Raw genomic sequence first — 16,724 nt, 5'->3', positions numbered from 1 at the left:
ATGTCCACATCAACGACACGACGGCGGAGTAGTCACATGATCGGCCGGACATCTCCTAGCCGTCGGGGCCGGGCGCGCGGCGGGGTCGACGGCCATCGGGACCGCGTGCGCGGCGGGGTCGACGGCCATCGGGACCGCGTGCGCGGCGGGGCCGACGGTCTTCGGGGCCGCGTGCGCGGCGGGGTCGACGGCCTTCAGGGCCAGAGGAGTTCGCGGGCCCAGCCGTCCGGCGTGCGGCGGTAGCGGAGGCGGACGTGGCGGCGGCGGGCGTCGCCCTGGAAGAACTCGACCTCGGCCGGTTCGACGACGTACAGGGTCCAGGTGGGGGCGGCCGCGTCCGGTTCCTCCTCGGCCCGGCGCCAGGCCTCCGCGCTCGCCGCGGCGAGGGTGCCGGGGGAGTCGAGGACCTCGCTCTGCCGGCCGACGAGCGCCGAGGCGAGGGCGCCGGTGGTGCGGGCGTGGAGGTCCTCGTACGCCTCCTCGGGGGTGCCGGTGGTGACGTGGCCCCGGATCCGGACCTGGCGGCCCTGGACCGGCCAGTAGAAGCCGAGCGCGGCCTCGGGGCGGGCGGCGAGCTGGCGGCCCTTGGCGCTGGTGGCGTGGGAGGCGAAGTGCCAGCCGCGGGCGTCGGCGTCGTGCAGCATCACCGTACGGACGTCGGGCCTGCCGTCCTCGTCCACGGTGGCCAGGGAGAGGGTGTGCGGTTCGGTCTGGCCGGCCGCGGCCGCCGCCGTGAACCAGTCCCGGAAGAGGGGGAGCGGTTCGGGCGGGGCGCTCGCCGGGTCGAAGGACGGGAGGTCGGTGTCCCAGACCCGGAGGGAGCGGAGGGCGTGGTGGAAGTCGGTCATGCGGTCACGGTAGGGCGTGCGGCGGCGTTCGTGGCCGGCGCCGTGTGGTCGGCGAGCGGGACCGCGTTGGCGCACGCCTGGATCTCGTCGCGGATCTTCTTCGCGATGAGGTTCTTCCAGGGGGTCTTCGGCAGGGTCCGGACCATGAACATGCGCAGGGCGATCTTCCACTTGCGGTCGACGGTCATCTCCTTGACGAAGCCCTCGGCCATCCTCTGGTTCCGCTCGACGCCCGGCCGCATGTGCTGCTCGTAGCGGGCGAAGGCCACGGTGTGGTCGCCACCGGCCCGGGCCAGTTCGCCCGCCAGGACGTAGGCGCCGGTGAGCGCGAGGCCGGTGCCCTGACCGGAGGCCGGGGAGGCGCAGTGGGCGGCGTCGCCGAGGAGGACGACGCGGCCGGTGGACCAGCGGTCCATCTCCACGAGGGACATGGAGTCGAGGTAGAAGTCCTCGGCCTCGGCGGCGTGGCCGAGGAGCCGGGGGATCTCCCAGCCGTCGCCGGCGAAGGCGTCGGTGAGGGCGCGCTTCTGGGCGGCGGTGTCCCGGTGGTGAGGGGCGAGCTCCTCCGGCGAGGAGAAGACGAAGAGGTTCTTGGCGTCGGTCTCGCCGGCGGAGCTGTAGACGCAGACCAGTTTCCCGGGGAGCGCGTGGTAGGTCTCCCAGCGGTCCAGGCCCAGGTGGTTGGGGGCCGTGAAGATGGAGATGTACGCGCCGAGGTGGCGCTTGAACCGCTCCTCGGGGCCGAAGGCGAGCCGCCGGGTGTTCGAGTGGAGTCCGTCGGCGCCGACGACCAGGTCGAAGCGGCGGACGGTGCCGCTCTCGAAGGTGACGGTGACGCCGTCGGCGTCCTCGGCGAGGGCGGTGATCGAGTCGCCGAAGACGTACTCGACGTCCTCGCGGGTCCGGTCGTACAGGATGCGGGCGAGCTCGCCGCGCATGATCTCGTCGTCCTCCTCGACGCGGCCTCCGAAGATGTCGGCGGGCAGCTCGCCGATGGTGCGGCCGGTGCCGTCGACGTACGAACCGCCGCGCATGTCGGTGGAGTTGGCGCGGACCTCGTCGAGGACGCCCATCCGGCGGCAGACCTCGATCGCGGTGCCGCGGATGTCGACCTTGTAGCCGCCGGTGCGGAGTTCGGGGGCCCGCTCGACGACGGTGGGGACGAAGCCGTAGCGGTGCAGCCAGAGGGCGAGGGCGGGGCCGGCGATCGAGGCGCCGGAGATCAGGACGGTCTTCGCGGTCTTCGGGGTGCTGGTCACGGCAGGGCTCCTCGTCGGGTGTCCGCGGGCCGTTCACCTGCCCGCGAACAGGACTATACGGATGTCCTACACGCTTGTCTATGACGCTTGTATAGATCCTTCCCGCGCCCGGTCAGCCCCGGCCGAGCACCACCGTCCCCGAGGAGCAGAACCAGCCCCCCGTCCCCGAGGCCACCGCCAGCTCCGGCAGCGAGCCGTCCGGCCGCCGCACCTGGAGCCCCGGCGCCTCCCCGCGCAGCTGCCGCACCGCCTCCACCAGCAGGAACAGGCCCCGCATCCCCGGATGGCAGGCCGAGAGGCCGCCGCCGTCCGTGTTCACCGGCAGCCGGTCCTCCTCCTGGACGAACGCGCCGCCCTCGCCCTTCGCGCAGAAGCCCAGGTCCTCCAGGGTCACCAGCGTCATGTAGGTGAAGGCGTCGTAGATCTCGGCGAGGTCGACGTCGGCGGGCCGGACGCCCGCCCGCTCGAAGGCCAGCCGGCCGCTGACGGCCGCCGGGGAGACCGTGAAGTCCTCCCACTCCGACATCGCGGCGTGCGAGACGTGCTCGCCCGTGCCGAGCACCCAGACCGGGGCCTTGCGGCAGTCCCGGGCGTACTCCTCGGCCACGAGCAGCACCGCGCAGCCGCCGTCGCTCCGGACGCAGCAGTGCAGCTTGGTGAACGGGTCCGCGATCACCGGTCCGTCCAGGACGTCGTCGACGGTGATCGGGTCGCGGAACATCGCCTCCGGATTGAGCGCCGCGTTCGCCCGCGCCCGGACGGCCACCTCCGCGAGCTGCTCCAGGGTCGTGCCGTACTCGTGCATGTGACGGCGGGCGGCCATCGCGTACTTGGCGATCAGGGTGTGCCCGTAGGGGACCTCGAACTGGAGCGGGCCGCGCGAGCCGAAGGAGAGGTTCGAGGTGCGGCGCCGGGCGCGGATGTCGGCGCGGGCGGTGGAGCCGTACACCAGCAGGACCGCGTTCGCGTGGCCGGCGGCGATGGCGTCGGCGGCGTGCGCGGCCATGACCTCCCAGGTGGCCCCGCCGACGGCGGTCGAGTCCACCCAGCGGGGGCGCAGGCCCAGGTACTCGGCGACCTCGACCGGGGCGAGCGTGCCGAGGCCCGCCGAGGCCAGGCCGTCGATCAGCGAGCGGTCGAGGCCGCTGTCCGCGAGGGCGCGGCGGGCGGCCTGGGCGTGCAGGGCGTGGGGGGTGGCCTCGTCGACCCGGCCGCAGTCGGAGAGGGAGACGCCGACGACGGCGACGCGGCGGGAGCTGCGCGTGGTGGTGGACATGGAACTGACGGTACATCAGATCTCCTGAATCGGGACCGGCGCCTCTCTGGGCAACCGGCCCCGCACCGCCCTAACATGACGCACCGTCAGATACGGAGGGAGCTCCATGGACACCTCGCACTTCGCCCCGCCGACGGAACCGCTCACAGGGGAGCAGCAGGAGATCCGCCGGACCCTGCGGGAACTGTTCGGCGAGCGGGCCGGGGCACGGGAGGGCCGCGCGGCCACCGCCACCACCGAAGGGCGCGACACCCCGCTCTGGACCCGCCTGTCCGGCACCCTCGGCCTCGCCGGACTCACCCTCCCCGAGGAGTACGGAGGCGCCGGCCGCGGCCCCGTCGCACTCGCCCTCGTCTGCGAGGAGACCGGCCGCGCCCTCGCCCCCTCCCCGCTCCTCGCCACCACCGTCCTCACCGCCCCGCTCCTCGCCGCCCTCGGCACCCCCGCCCAGCGCGCCGCACTCCTCCCGCGCATCGCCGACTCCACCCTCACCTGCGCCCTCGCCGCCCCCTCCGGCATCGCCCTCGCCCTCGGCCTCACCGGCGACAACGCCGACGGCGACTGGTCGGGCGGCGGCCGGGCCGGCGGCATCCAGGCCGCCCGCGCGGCGGACGGCGGCTGGCGCCTCTACGGCGAGGCCGCCCAGGTCCTCGACGGGGACACCGCGGGACTGCTCCTCGTCGCCGCCCACACCGGCGGCTTCGCCCGCAGCCGCACGCTGCTCTTCCTCGTCCCCGCGGACGCCCCCGGACTCGTACGGACCCGGCAGCCCGCCCTCGACCGCAGCCGGCCCCGGGCCGCCGTCCAGTTCCGGGACACCGGTGCCGAACTCCTCGGCGAGGAACCGGCCGACGTCCTCGGCGCCCTCGCCGCCACCGGCCGCGCCGCCGCCGTGATGCTGGCCGCCGAGGCCGTCGGCGCCGCCGCGGCCGCCCTCGACCGCGCCGTCGAGCGCCTCGCCCCCCGCGAACGGTCCGCACGCTCCCCCCGCGCCGCCCGGCACCGCCTCGCCGACCTCCGCGTCCAAACCGGGACGGCCCGCTCGCTGACGTACTGCGCGGCCCGCGAACCCGGCCCCGGACCCCACGGCGGACCCCTCGCCCTCGCCCACGCCCTGGAGGCGCTGCGCGCCACCGCCGAGGAGTCCCTCTCCCGGGAGGACGAGGAGCACCCGTACCTCGAACGGGCCGCCTCCGACGAACTGCTCTTCGGCCCCGCCCGCCGCCTGCGCGCCCGGGCGGCGGAACGGACCGGACTCCTCGGAGAGGAGGCGGCGTAGATGGCCGCCGGACGGAAGCTCGTGCAGAAGGTCTCCTCGACCCGCGCCTTCGCCAGGGTCGCCCCGCGCCTCATCCCGGCCATGGACCGGGCCGTGCACCGGCTGACCAGGGGAAAAGTACTGCTCAGTGCGCGGATGCTGCCCGGCGTGGTCCTCACCGCCCGGGGCGCGAGGAGCGGGCGGCCCCGGGTCACCCCGCTCGCCTGCATGCCGGAGGGGGACGGCCGCTGGCTCCTCGTCGGCTCCAACTTCGGCCGCCCCGGCCATCCGGCCTGGACGGCGAACCTGCTCGCCCACCCGGACGTCGAGATCAACTGGCGCGGCGAGGACGTGCCCGTACGGGCGGAGCTGCTCGCGGGCGAGGAACGGGCGGCGGCCTGGAGGGCGGCGCTGGAGTTCTGGCCGCCGTACGCCACGTACCAGGCACGGATCGAGCGCGAGATCCGGCTCTTCCGCCTCACGCGCCGATAGCGGCCGCGCGGCGCCGGAACGGGACGGACGCCACCGCGTCCGGACCGTGGCGGACGTCGCCGCGTCCGGACCGTGGCGGACGTCGCCGCGTCGGGCCACGGCGGACGTCGCCGTGCTCGGCCGGTCGGACGTCGCCGTACCCGGCCGGGGCGGAGGTCACCGCGCCGGACCGGGCGGATGCCGTCGCACCCGACCGGGTGGACGTCACCGTGCCCGGACACGGCGACGCCGACGGCGGTCCCGGCCCCGGGCTCGCGGGGACGGGGCGCCGTCGGCGTCGACGACAGGACGGGTGAAGGAAGGGACGGCGCTACCTGGTCGGCTTCTTGCCCGTGATGCCCAGGTGCACCAACAGGGCCAGGTTCGGCTTGAGTTCGGCCTGCTTCACACCCCAGGTCTGGAAGCCCTTCTGGTGACCGGCGACCGAGGCCAGCATCGCCACCAGGGAGCCGGCCATCGCGGCGGGGCTGACGTCCTTGTCGACCTTGCCCTTGCTCTGGAGCTCCTTCACCGCGTCCGTGAGGGAGTTGGTGACCGAGTTCAGGATCTTCATGCGGATCTTGTAGAACCGCTTGTCGCCCTCGGCGGCGCCGAGGTCCACGACCCGCAGGATCGCGTCGTGCTTCCGCCAGAAGTCCAGGAATCCCTCGACGAGTTCCTCCGAGGTCTGCCATCCGGCCTTGCCGACCCAGGAGCGACCGCTGACCAGCTCGGTCAACGCGGCGCCCTCCTTGGCCATTTCCTCCGCGATCTCGAGGACCGCTCCCTCGACGTCCGGGAAGTACTGATAGAACGTCGCGGGTGAAGTACCCGCCTTCCGGGCCACATCGATGACCTTGACGTCCCGGTAGGGCGAGGAGCTGAGCATCTCACCGAGGCAGTCGAGCAGCTTCTGCCGCGTCGCCTGACCGCGTCGTCCGGCCACGCGGCCGTCGACGGTGCGTACTTGTCCTGTCATGCCGTCAGCTTACCGAGGGGGGATCAGCGCGCGATTCGGCCGACTGCAAATGGGGTGCACCCCGTTCTGCGAGGTCGGCGCGGGTGCCCGCGCCGGAGGGGAGGAACGGTTCCGGCCACCTCGCCGCCGGGTCGGGGGCCCCACCCGAACAGGCTCATGGACGGGCCGTGGACGAGGCCGGCGGACGAATCAAGCGCCGCAAGGGCTCCGACCCGACGAATCGCCCCTTTGTTCGCATCCCGGGGCGTGCGGCGCGGCCCCCGCCGCCCTAGCGTGGGGACATGGCCGTACGTACTGAGGGCACCCCGTGCTGGGTGGACGCACAGCTTCCCGACCTCGAGGCGGGCAAGCGCTTCTACGGCGAGCTCTTCGGCTGGACCTTCGACCCCGACCGCGACGAGGCCCTCCTCGGCGGCCGCCGGGTCGCCGGACTCGTCCCCAAGCGGGACGGGCGCATGCCCACCACCTGGACCCCCTACCTCGCCACCGAGAACGCCGGCACCCTCGCCACCCGGATCAAGGCCGCCGGCGGGCAGATGGTCATGGAGCCCTACCCCGTCGGCCCGTTCGGCGTCTACGCGCTCGCCGCCGACCCCGGCGGCGCGGTCTTCGGCCTCCGCCAGGAGGGCGACGACGACGGCTTCGAGGTCACGGGCGAGCCGGGGTCCTTCTGCTGGATGGAGGTCTACACCCGCCGTCCCGACGCCGTCGACACCTTCTACGCCACCGTCTTCGGCTACCTCGGCCGCCGGGCCGGCGCCGCCGGGGAGGGCGGGGACGCGGGCCTCGACTACCGCGTCTGGTCCCCGCCCGGCTCCCGGCCCGGCGGCCCCTTCGGAGGCCGGGCCGTCATCACCGACGACTTCCCCGCCGAGATGCCCGGCCACGTCCTCGTGCACTTCGCCGTCGCCGACTGCGACGAGGCCTGCGCGACCGCCGTCCGGCTCGGCGGCCGCGTCGCCACCCCGGCCCACGACGCCCCGCACGGCCGCGTCGCCGTCCTCCACGACAACCAGGGAGCCCGCTTCGCCGTCCGCGCGGAGCCGAAACCATCCGCTACGGACTGATCCGTCCCCGGCCGCACCGGCCGACGCCCCCGTACCGCAGCACCCCGTCGTGGCGCGTGACACCCCGATCCGCCCCCGGGTTCGCAACCGGGCCCTCGGACAGGAAGAATCAGGGCCACGGGGCCGTACCCTCATGGCCCGTACGGGGAGGTGGCAGGCAAGTGGAACAGCTGACGCAGCACGACCCGAGACGCATCGGGCCCTTCGAGGTGCTGGGCCGGCTCGGCGCGGGCGGAATGGGCCTGGTCTATCTCGCGCGCTCGGCCTCGGGCCGGCGCGTGGCGATCAAGACCGTGCGCACGGAGCTCGCGGAGGACCAGCTGTTCCGGGTCCGCTTCACCCGGGAGGTGGAGGCCGCCCGGGCGGTCTCCGGCTTCTACACGGCCGCCGTCGTCGACGCCGACCCGCGCGCCGCCGTGCCCTGGCTGGCCACCGCCTACGTGCCGGCGCCCTCCCTCGAAGAAATAGTGAACGAGTGCGGGCCGCTCCCGGCCCAGGCCGTCCGCTGGCTCGCCGCCGGTGTCGCCGAGGCCCTGCAGTCCATCCACGGAGCGGGCCTGGTCCACCGCGACCTCAAGCCGTCCAACGTCCTCGTCGTCGAGGACGGCCCCCGGGTGATCGACTTCGGCATCGCGTCCGGCGTCTCCAACACACGGCTGACGATGACCAACGTCGCCGTGGGCACGCCCGCCTACATGTCGCCCGAGCAGGCCCGCGACTCGCGCAGCGTCACCGGCGCCAGCGACGTCTTCTCGCTGGGCTCGATGCTGGTCTTCGCCGCCACCGGTCACGCGCCCTTCCACGGCGCCAACCCGGTCGAGACCGTCTTCATGCTGCTCCGCGAGGGCCCCGACCTGGAAGGCCTGCCCGAGGAGCTGCGGCCCCTCATCGAGTCCTGCATGCAGATGGACGTCACCCGCCGGCCCACCCCGGCCGACCTCCAGGCGCAGCTCGCCCCGCACCTCTTCGGCCCCGGCAGCGACGACAGCGGCACGGCGTCCGCCTGGTTGCCGCAGAGCGCCACCGCCATGATCGAGCAGCGCCGCGGCGGCGGCCGCCAGCTGCCCGCTCCGACGGCGCCGCCGCGGCCCCCGGCGAACCCGCCGGGCCCCCGCCCCGACCCCCGCTTCCCGGAGCGGGCGCCGGAGCGGGCGCCCGAGCACGCGCCCGTCGGCGGCCGGCACGCCGGTCCCGCCGAGGGCGCGGGCGGCCCCGTCCGCCTCGGCGGCGCGACCGTGCCGATCGGCCCCGGCCCCCGGGTCGCCGACACCCGGGCCGCGCTCGCCGTCGGCCGGGGCGCCGACGCGGGCCCCGCGACCGGCTGGATCCGCCCGCCCGGCGGCGGCCCGCACGGAGCCGAACAGGCCCCGCAGCAGGGTTCCCGTCCGTCCGTGCCCTCGCAGGGCACCGACCAGACGGCGGCCCCGCAGCCCCCGCCGGAGCCGGGCCACTGGCGGCCCTGGCGCTTCCGGATGTCGAACGACGTCTGGGGCACCCCGGTCGTCGACGGCGACCTGCTGTACGTGACCTCGTTCGAGGTGCACGCCCTGGACACGGGCAGCGGGCGGCGCCAGTTCAAGACCCGGGACGTGGCCTGGTCGATGGCCGTCGCCTCGGGCCGCATCCACGCCTCCGACGGCCCCACCCTGTACGCCCTCGACGCCGGCGACGGCGGCGAGCGCTGGCGGCTGCGCACGGACGCCTGGGTGTACTCGCTGAAGGTCGACCGGGGCACGGTCGTCACCGGCACGCGCGGCGGCGGGGTGCAGGGCTGGGAGGCCTCCAACGGCGCCAAGCTGTGGGAGCTCACCGGTGCGCAGACCGACTTCGAGACCCCGGAGGCGGGGCCCGCCGTGCACGGCGACACCGTGTACGTGTGGCGGGACGCCCGGCTCCAGGCCCTCGACGCCCGCACGGGCGTGGAGCGCTGGTCGTACCCGATCGGCGACGCCGCCTCCTGCGCCAACGTGCCGGTCCGGGTGGCCTCGGCCGAGGACGGCTGCGTGTACGTCTCCGCCGGGACCCGGGTCCTGTCGATCGACATCGCGGGCGGGCACGTCCGCTGGCACTTCGAGGCCCCGGCGGTCTTCCTCTCCCCGCCCGCGTTCGCGCCGGGACCGGCGGTCACGGGCGGCGGGGTGTACCTCTCGGACCACCTCGGCACCGTGTACGCCCTCGACGCCACCACCGGCCAGGACCGCTGGCGGATCGCGACCGAGCCGCGCCAGTCCACCGAGCCGGTGCTCGTCGCCGACGGCAACGTCCACGTCGGCAGCGGCAGCGCGCTCTACACGCTCGACGCGGTCACCGGCACCCCCCGGTGGCGGTTCGCGGCGGGCGGCGAACTGGTCGGCTCCCCGGTCGTCGCCGACGGCCGGGTGCACTTCGGCTCGGCCGACCACGTCCTGTACACCCTGGACGCGACCGGCGGTCAGCTCCGCTGGAAGCTCGCCACGGGCGGCGAGATCACCGGCTCGCCGGTGGCGAAGGGCGGGGTCGTGTACGCGTGCAGCAAGGACCGCTGCGTGTACGCGCTCGACGCGGCCAAGGGCACGGCGACGGGCAGGGGCGCGGCGGCGCGCTAGGACCGCGGGGGCGGCGGACTGCCGTCGTCCCGGTCCCGGGTGGGCACGTCGTGGGTCTGGGTCGGGGCCGCGGAGGACGGGTCCGACCGGGGCCCGTGCGCGGGGGACCGGTCCGTGGGGCCCCGTCCGCGAGGGACGGGCCCGTCGGCCCCCGTCCGCAGGGGACCGGTCCGTCGGGGCCTGATCCGTCGGGCTCCGTGCCTCCCGGGGCCGGTCGCCCGGCGGGCCGTCCAGCGGCGGGTGCGGGTGCCGGGGGCCCGGCCCACCCGGCTCGGCCCGCGGGCGTGCTGCGCGTCGGTGACGCCGGTGAACAGCTCGTCGATGGCGTGGTCACGCCCGGGACGGCCGTCGTACCGGGCACGGAAGGGGCTCCGGACGGCGGCCGTCGCTCCGGCGAGAGCCAGGACGGAGCCGGCCGTGTCGCGGGTCATCGGTGCGGCCTTCTCGGCGGTCCGGCCCTCGTCTCCGACGCTACGCCGGGTGAGGGGGCCCTGCCAGGCGGCGCGGGCCGCCGCTAGGGTGGCGCGGACACGACAGACAGGACGGAGCCGGCGATGGTACGGACGCGCGTGAAGCTCGCGGCGACGCTCACCGTGGTGGTCCTCGCGCTGACCGGTTTCCACACCGGCAAGGGCGGCCACGGGAGCAGCGGCGGCGGCAGCGGGAAGAGCAGCAGCGGGAAGAGCAAGGGCGGCAAGAGCCGGAGCCACTCGCACTCCGACGACGATGACGACGACTCGGGCGGCGGCTGCTCCAGCGACGAGCAGGGCAACGACGACTACGAGGACTACGACGGCTCCGGCGGCTCCACGGCGACCGCCTCGCCGGCCCCGACCGCGACGGACGCCGAGGTCGTCGTCGACGTGATCGACTGCGTGGAGCCCGCCGGGAAGAAGCGCAAGGGCAAGCGGGCCGGCAAGGCGGACACCACCGCGACGGTGCGGGTCATGCCGCGGACCGGGGTCACGGGCACGTTCCGCATCGTCCTGGAGTTCGAGCGGGCCGACGGCTCGCGGGCCGACAGCGGCGAGATCGTGGTCGGCGTCGAGAGCGGGGCGGGCAGGATCTACGACGTCCCGATGAAGAACCCCGGGAGCGTCGGCCAGGTGAAGAGCTGCCACGTGCACGACGTGCGCAGGGAGGCGGGCGCCTCCCCGAGCCCGTCGAGCGGCTGACCGCCGCTCTTCTCGGTTCCAGCGGATCAGCGTCGTGCGGAGGTGGTCCGCGTCCGGGACCGGGGGGGGCCACGCTGGTGATCTTCACGGGCGCGCCGCCGGAGAAGTCCCCGCGGAACAGGCCCCTGCGGCCGTCCTCGCCCCTGGAGAGGAAGGCGAAGCCCTTGCCGTCCGGGGCGAGGACCGGCTGCCCGTTGATCCGGTCGTTCTCGGGGATGAGGTCCCCGGCCTTCAGGCCGCCCTCGGGGTCCCGCGGGGCGAGGGAGTAGGTGGCCTCGTAGTCGTGGCGCCCCGGGTCGTACCAGAGGCGGCCGGTCACCGGGTGGAGGGCGGCACCGTTGCTGTCCGGGCGCTTGGTGAAGGAATCGGGGTCGGGCGCGCCGACCTCGCGGCCGGTGGCGAGGTCGAAGGCGGCGGCGCGGTCCCCGTTGACGATCCCGGCGACCCGGGTGAGGCCCTTGTCGAAGGCCGTGGAGACGCGGTGGCTGGGCCCGTCGTCCTCGCAGCCGGCGGCCGGCTCGGTGCCGGTCGGCAGGGTGGTGGAGCGCTCGCCGGCGAAGGCGCCGTCCTTCGCGGCGGAGGAGCGCAGGACGACCTGGTGGGCCCTGCCCCCGTCGCCGCTGTCGATGGCCTGGCGGAAGGCCGCCGTGAGGCTGCCCGGTTGCGCGGGCGACGCGGTCCCGGAGGCGTCGCCGTCGCCCTGCCCTGCCTCCCCGGCGGCGCCTCCGGCGGCGGCCGCGCCCGTCACCGGGTCGCTCCCGCCGCCGCGGCCGGCCGGCATGAGCGCGGCTCCGGCCGCGAGTCCCGCCTTGACGACGCGTCGTCCCCTCACGGCTCCCCGTTGCAGGCCACAGCGGACGGGCGATGCCCGATCCTGCCGTGAACAAGGTTCTGGACCAACGCCGTTGACGGCGTCTCATCGATCAGTGATCCATCGAAACAGACCTTCCCATCCGCTATCGGATCCGGTACCCGCCGCTCCTCCGGGTGAACAGCTCCCCCTGCCGGTCCGGCGGCAGGTTCCCGAGCGTCACCAGGTGCGCGGCGTGGGCGAGGGCCTGGGCCCGGGCGGCCTCGTCGACCGACCACAGCGCCCGTACGGTTCCCTGGACCGCCTCGGTGGGGTGGGAGGCGATGACGGCGGCGGCCGCCCGCGCGGCGTCGAGCGCGCCGCCCGGGCCGGTCAGCTCGGAGACCAGCCCCGTCTCGTACGCGCGCCGGGCGGAGACCCGTTCGGCGGTGCCCATGAGGGCCGTCCGGGCGATTTCTCCGTACGGCATCCTCCGTGCCATGTGGACGGTCTCGAAGGCGCTGACCATGCCGTAGGTGGTGTGCGGGTCGAAGAAGGTGGCGTTCTCGCCCGCGACGACGAACTCCGCCTCGCCGAGCAGGTAGAAGGCCCCGCCGCAGGCCATGCCCTCGACGGCGGCGATCACCGGTTTCCACAGGTCGTTGGCCTTGGGGCCGAGGGTGAGGAGGGGGTCGTCGATCGTGTACGGGGAGGAGGGCTGCGGGATCCTTCCGGCGTCCTCCCGGTCGATCCCGGTGCAGAAGGCCCGGTCGCCGGCGCCGGTGACGACGATCGCCCGCACCTCGTCCTCGTACCGGAACCCCCTCCAGACGGCGCCCAGTTCGCGGGCCATGTCGAGGGTGACGGCGTTGTGCTTCTCCGGCCGGTCGAGGGTGACGACCGCGACCCCGGTCCTCTCGTCGCGCTCGACGCGGATGCTCATGACCGCTCCAGGAGCCAGCGGGGGACGGTGACGCCGTCGACCTCGGTGAAGGCGACCCGCACGGGGGCGCCGATGCGCAGCCGGGCCGGGTCGACCGAGTTCAGGGGGGCGCCGGGGGCGGCGACGACGTTGCCGACGAGGCGGATGCGGGGGGCGTCGGCGAGTTCGACGAGCACCGCGTTGTACGGGGCCTGGGCGGCGTACTCGGGCAGGAGCGGCGGGTGGGGGAGGACGTACGACCAGATCCGGCCGCGTCCGGACATGAGCCGCCACTCGCTGTCGAAGGACCGGCAGTGCGGGCAGCAGGGGCGGGGCGGGAAGCGGAGCTCGCCGCAGGCGGCGCAGGCCTGGACGCGGAGCTCTCCCCGGGCGGCGTACTCCCAGAAGGGGGCGCCGTCCTCGTCGATGACCGGTGTCAGCATCAGGCTTCAGCTCCTCAGCAGGACGGCCGATGTGGGGACGCCCTCGCCGGCCGTGACCAGACAGGTGGTCGCGTCGGGGACCTGGGCGGTGGAGGTGCCGCGGAGCTGCTTGACGCCCTCGTTGATGAGGTTGAAGCCGTGCACGTACGCCTCGGAGAGCCCGCCGCCGCCGGTGTTGAGCGGCAGCCGGCCGCCGATCTCCAGGGCGCCGCCCTCGGTGAAGGCGCCGCCCTCGCCGCGCCCGCAGAAGCCGTAGCCCTCCAGGGAGAGCGGGACGAGGGGGGTGAAGGCGTCGTAGATCTGGGCGACGTCCACGTCGGCGGGGCCGAAGTCGGCCTGCTTCCACAGGTGGCGGGCGGCGGTCCAGGCGGGGCCGGAGAGCGGGTCGTCGTTCCAGTAGTTGACCATGCCGTGGTGCTGGGCGGGCAGGCCCTGGGCGGCGGCGTGCACGTAGACGGGCTTCTGCCGGCAGTCGCGGGCGCGTTCCGCGGAGACGATCACGCAGGCGAGGGCGCCGTCGGTCTCCAGGCAGTTGTCGAAGAGGCAGAGGGGTTCGCTGATCCAGCGTGCGGTCATGTACATCTCGCGGGTCAGCGGCCGCTCGTACATGATCGCGGCGGGGTTCTGGTTGGCGCGGTTGCGGCAGGCCAGGGCGACGTTGAAGAGGTGGTCGCGGGTGGCGCCGTACTCGTGCATGTAGCGGCGGGCGAGCATGCCGATCTCGTCGGCGGGGCGGAGCAGCCCGAAGGGGCGGGTCCACTGGCCGGGGGTGGGGAGCTGGACGGCGGTGTTCTTCCAGGGGCGCGGGCCCGAGCCCCGCTTCCGGGACCGCCAGGCGACGCCGACGCTCGCCTGTCCGGTGGCGACGGCGGCGGCGAGGTGGCCGACGGTGGCGCAGGAGCCGCCGCCGCCGTACCCCACCTTGCTGAAGAAGGTGACGTCGCCCGCCCCGACGGCCTTCGCCACCTCGACCTCGTCGGTCTCCTCCATCGTGTACGAGGCGAAGGCGTCGACCTCGCCGGGGTCGATCCCGGCGTCGTCGAGGGCGGCGAGGACCGCCCGGCAGGCGAGGGTCTTCTCGGTCTCGTGGAGCTGTTTCGCGAAGGCGGTCTGTCCTATCCCGACGATGGCCGTGGCGTCCTTGAGCACCGAACCTCCTCATGGGGCAGCACTGCTGACAGCGCGTCAGGCTACAACTAATCTGACGGTTAGTCAGCTACAGGGAGGTCGGGCATGGACGTGGGCACGGAGCGGGGCGAGGACCCGCGCGGCGACCTGGAATGGGGCACGATCCCCGCCCTCGTACGGGCGGCGGCCGAACGCCACGGGCAGCGCGAGGCCGTCGTCGACGGCCGCGTCCGGGTCACGTACGCCGAACTCGGCGAGCGCGTCGAACGGGCCGCCGCCGCCTGCCTCGCCACCGGAATACGCGGCGGGGACCGGGTCGCGATCTGGGCCCCCAACACCCTCGACTGGATCGTCTCCGCCCTCGGCGCCGTCACCGCCGGCGCCGTCCTCGTCCCCCTGAACACCCGCTTCAAGGGCACCGAGGCCGCCTACGTCCTCCGGCGCTCCCGCGCCCGGCTGCTCTTCGTCACCGGCACCTTCCTCGGCACCTCGTACGTGGCCTCCCTGCGCCGCGCGGACGTCGAACTCCCCGACCTCGAAAGGGTGGTGGTCCTCGGCGACACCGCCCCCGACGAGGCGGGCTGGACGACCCTGAAGGCCTTCCTCGCCGAGGGGGACACCGTCCCGGCCGCCCGCGTCCGCGCCCGCGCCGACGGCATCGACCCCGCGTCCCCCTCCGACGTCGTCTACACCTCCGGCACCACAGGGCGCCCCAAGGGCGCCGTCATCAGCCACGCCCAGACCCTGCGCTGCTACGCGATCTGGTCCGAACTCGCCGGCCTCCGGGAAGGCGACCGCTACCTCGTGGTCAACCCCTTCTTCCACACCTTCGGCTACAAGGCCGGCGTCCTCGCCTGCCTCATGCGGGGCGCGGTGATCGTCCCCCAGTCCGTCTTCGCCGTGGACACCGTCCTCGCCACCGTCGCCGCCGAGCGCGTCACCGTCCTCCCCGGACCGCCCACCCTCCACCAGTCCCTCCTGGACCACCCGGCCCGCCCCGCGCACGACCTCTCCACCCTCCGCCTCGTCGTGACGGGAGCGGCCGTCGTCCCGCTGCGGCTCGTCGAACGCCTCCGTTCCGAGCTGGGCGTGGGCACCGTCCTCACCGCGTACGGCCTCTCCGAGGCGAGCGGCGTCGTCACCATGTGCCGCCGCGACGACCCCGACGAGACGATCGCCACGACGTCGGGCCGTCCGATCCCCGGCACGGAACTCCGGCTCTCCGACTCCGGCGAGATCCTGGTCCGCGGCCACCACGTGATGAGCGGCTACTTCGAGGACGAGGAGGCGACGGCGGCGGCGATCGACCCGGACGGCTGGCTGCACACCGGCGACATCGGAGTCCTGGACGGGGCCGGCAACCTCCGCGTCACCGACCGCCTGAAGGACATGTTCATCGTCGGCGGCTTCAACGCCTACCCGGCCGAGATCGAACAGCTCCTCGGCCTCCACCCCGACATCGCGGACGTCGCCGTCATCGGCGTCCCGGACCCGCGCCTGGGCGAGGTCGGCAAGGCCTTCGCGGTCCGGCGGGCGGGATCGACCCTGACGGCCGACGACGTCATCGCCTGGTCCCGCCGGGAGATGGCGAACTACAAGGTGCCGAGGGAGGTCGAGTTCGTGGAGGAACTGCCGAGGAACGCGAGCGGGAAGGTGGTGAAGGGAGAACTGAGGGCGCGCCCGGCCGTCTGAGGGCGAGGAGCGCAACCAACTCCCTTCTCCCGCAGGTCGGATGAGCAGCCCTTCGCCTCTCCCCACCCCAGGAGCAGCCGGTGCCGACGCAAGAGATCCCCCTCACGCCCACCCCGCGGCAGGCCGCCCAGGGCGTGATCCTCACCGTCCGGCTGCCGTCCGGTCCCGCCCACATCACCGTCCGCCCCTGCCGCCACGGGGAACTCGTCACGGCGAGGCTCGGCGACGGCACGCTCCACCTGCGCATCACGGTCGCCGGCGCACCCGCCGCCCCCCGGAAGTCCGGCGGCCTCGGCTGCCGCGCCCGCTGACGGCCCGGGAACGCGGGGCCCGGTGGGGACGGCGGACGTCCGGATCGAGGGGCGGTGCCGAACGGGCGGAGGGGCCGGGCGGATGCCCGGCCCCTCCGTCGTGCGGTGGTCCGATCGCGTTGCGCACGGGCCCTGCCCGGACGGATCCCCCCTGGTTCCGCCGGGTGTCCCCCGAGCCCGTGTGCTCCCCCGTCGACCGGACCCCCTGTCCGGCCCCGGCAGCTCCCCCGAAGTCGCCGCCGGTGCCGTTCCCCGTCGGGAGTGGCTTAGTTGGCCGGCTCGCTCGTGGCGTGCATGTTGTCGGTGGTGGCCGTGCCGGCGGCGGCGTCGATGGGCTCCGCGGTGGCGTGCATGTTGCCGCTGAGGCCGAGCTTCTCGGCCACGGCGTCGGTGAGCGGAGCGTCCGTCGCGTGCATGTTCTTGCTGACGATCTCTTCGCCGGCGGCGAGCGGGTTCGTCGGGTTCAGGTCGGCCATTCTGATCAACTCCCGTAAATGACTTCGGATGGGGCGAGTGGGCC

Annotated in this window: 16 protein-coding genes; 7 read left to right on the top strand and 9 right to left on the bottom strand. The window is 74.5% G+C overall.

The window, feature by feature from the left end:
• Positions 1-194 precede the first annotated feature (194 nt).
• The 3 genes from IE180_RS23910 to IE180_RS23900 form a co-directional block, all read right to left on the bottom strand.
• Positions 195-848, bottom strand: coding sequence for a pyridoxine/pyridoxamine 5'-phosphate oxidase (locus IE180_RS23910; protein ID WP_190158984.1), 654 nt, complete (start codon positions 846-848; stop codon positions 195-197).
• Entirely contained in the window at positions 845-2,107 is a 1,263-nt protein-coding gene (locus IE180_RS23905; RefSeq protein ID WP_190158983.1) for an FAD-dependent monooxygenase, read from the bottom strand. The genes IE180_RS23910 and IE180_RS23905 overlap by 4 nt, the downstream gene beginning before the upstream one ends.
• Positions 2,108-2,219: 112 nt before the next feature.
• Entirely contained in the window at positions 2,220-3,383 is a 1,164-nt protein-coding gene (locus tag IE180_RS23900; protein ID WP_190158982.1) for a thiolase C-terminal domain-containing protein, read from the bottom strand.
• Between the two features lie 106 nt (positions 3,384-3,489).
• Here IE180_RS23900 and IE180_RS23895 point away from each other — a divergent pair, with 106 nt between their 5' ends.
• Both IE180_RS23895 and IE180_RS23890 read left to right on the top strand, forming a co-directional pair.
• Positions 3,490-4,662: an acyl-CoA dehydrogenase family protein gene (locus tag IE180_RS23895; RefSeq protein WP_190158981.1), complete on the top strand. Its 1,173-nt coding sequence runs from the start codon at positions 3,490-3,492 to the stop codon at positions 4,660-4,662.
• Positions 4,663-5,133: a nitroreductase/quinone reductase family protein gene (locus IE180_RS23890; protein WP_190158980.1), complete on the top strand. Its 471-nt coding sequence runs from the start codon at positions 4,663-4,665 to the stop codon at positions 5,131-5,133.
• A gap of 310 nt (positions 5,134-5,443) precedes the next feature.
• Here IE180_RS23890 and IE180_RS23885 read toward each other — a convergent pair whose 3' ends face one another.
• Positions 5,444-6,091 (bottom strand): TetR family transcriptional regulator, encoded by a 648-nt coding sequence (locus IE180_RS23885; protein WP_030691742.1) that lies wholly within the window; start codon positions 6,089-6,091, stop codon positions 5,444-5,446.
• 281 nt (positions 6,092-6,372) lie between these two features.
• Between IE180_RS23885 and IE180_RS23880 the strand changes: the two genes are divergently transcribed.
• Positions 6,373-7,158, top strand: coding sequence for a VOC family protein (locus IE180_RS23880; RefSeq protein ID WP_190158979.1), 786 nt, complete (start codon positions 6,373-6,375; stop codon positions 7,156-7,158).
• Positions 7,159-7,319: 161 nt separating this feature from the next.
• Positions 7,320-9,743, top strand: coding sequence for a protein serine/threonine kinase AfsK (afsK, locus tag IE180_RS23875; protein ID WP_190158978.1), 2,424 nt, complete (start codon positions 7,320-7,322; stop codon positions 9,741-9,743).
• Here afsK and IE180_RS23870 read toward each other — a convergent pair.
• Positions 9,740-10,174: a hypothetical protein gene (locus IE180_RS23870; RefSeq protein WP_190159006.1), complete on the bottom strand. Its 435-nt coding sequence runs from the start codon at positions 10,172-10,174 to the stop codon at positions 9,740-9,742. The genes afsK and IE180_RS23870 overlap by 4 nt on opposite strands.
• A gap of 123 nt (positions 10,175-10,297) precedes the next feature.
• Here IE180_RS23870 and IE180_RS23865 point away from each other — a divergent pair, with 123 nt between their 5' ends.
• Complete coding sequence (locus IE180_RS23865) at positions 10,298-10,918, top strand: hypothetical protein (protein WP_190158977.1); 621 nt, start codon at positions 10,298-10,300, stop codon at positions 10,916-10,918.
• A gap of 956 nt (positions 10,919-11,874) precedes the next feature.
• Here IE180_RS23865 and IE180_RS23860 read toward each other — a convergent pair.
• From IE180_RS23860 to IE180_RS23850, 3 genes are read right to left on the bottom strand one after another with little or no spacing between them, the layout of a single operon-like run.
• Positions 11,875-12,651 (bottom strand): enoyl-CoA hydratase/isomerase family protein, encoded by a 777-nt coding sequence (locus IE180_RS23860; RefSeq protein ID WP_190158976.1) that lies wholly within the window; start codon positions 12,649-12,651, stop codon positions 11,875-11,877.
• Entirely contained in the window at positions 12,648-13,073 is a 426-nt protein-coding gene (locus tag IE180_RS23855; protein WP_190158975.1) for a Zn-ribbon domain-containing OB-fold protein, read from the bottom strand. Before IE180_RS23855 ends, IE180_RS23860 begins: the two co-directional genes overlap by 4 nt.
• A gap of 6 nt (positions 13,074-13,079) precedes the next feature.
• Positions 13,080-14,222, bottom strand: a complete 1,143-nt coding sequence (locus IE180_RS23850; RefSeq protein WP_190158974.1) for a lipid-transfer protein — start codon at positions 14,220-14,222, stop codon at positions 13,080-13,082.
• A gap of 84 nt (positions 14,223-14,306) precedes the next feature.
• On the opposite strand from IE180_RS23850, the gene IE180_RS23845 reads away from it, so the two are divergent.
• The gene (locus IE180_RS23845) at positions 14,307-15,893 is read left to right on the top strand and encodes a FadD3 family acyl-CoA ligase (RefSeq protein WP_190158973.1); all 1,587 of its coding nucleotides are present in this window, start codon (positions 14,307-14,309) and stop codon (positions 15,891-15,893) included.
• A gap of 80 nt (positions 15,894-15,973) precedes the next feature.
• Entirely contained in the window at positions 15,974-16,204 is a 231-nt protein-coding gene (locus IE180_RS23840) for a hypothetical protein (RefSeq protein WP_190158972.1), read from the top strand.
• Positions 16,205-16,470: 266 nt separating this feature from the next.
• On the opposite strand, the gene IE180_RS23835 is transcribed toward IE180_RS23840, so the two are convergent.
• Positions 16,471-16,680: a hypothetical protein gene (locus tag IE180_RS23835; RefSeq protein ID WP_190158971.1), complete on the bottom strand. Its 210-nt coding sequence runs from the start codon at positions 16,678-16,680 to the stop codon at positions 16,471-16,473.
• Positions 16,681-16,724: the final 44 nt, after the last annotated feature.

It is taken from the genome of Streptomyces litmocidini (assembly GCF_014649755.1).
GTDB classification, from domain to species: Bacteria; Actinomycetota; Actinomycetes; order Streptomycetales; family Streptomycetaceae; genus Streptomyces; species Streptomyces litmocidini.
Note: the sequence above shows the minus strand (reverse complement) of the source record. Positions and strands in the feature narration are given on the sequence as shown.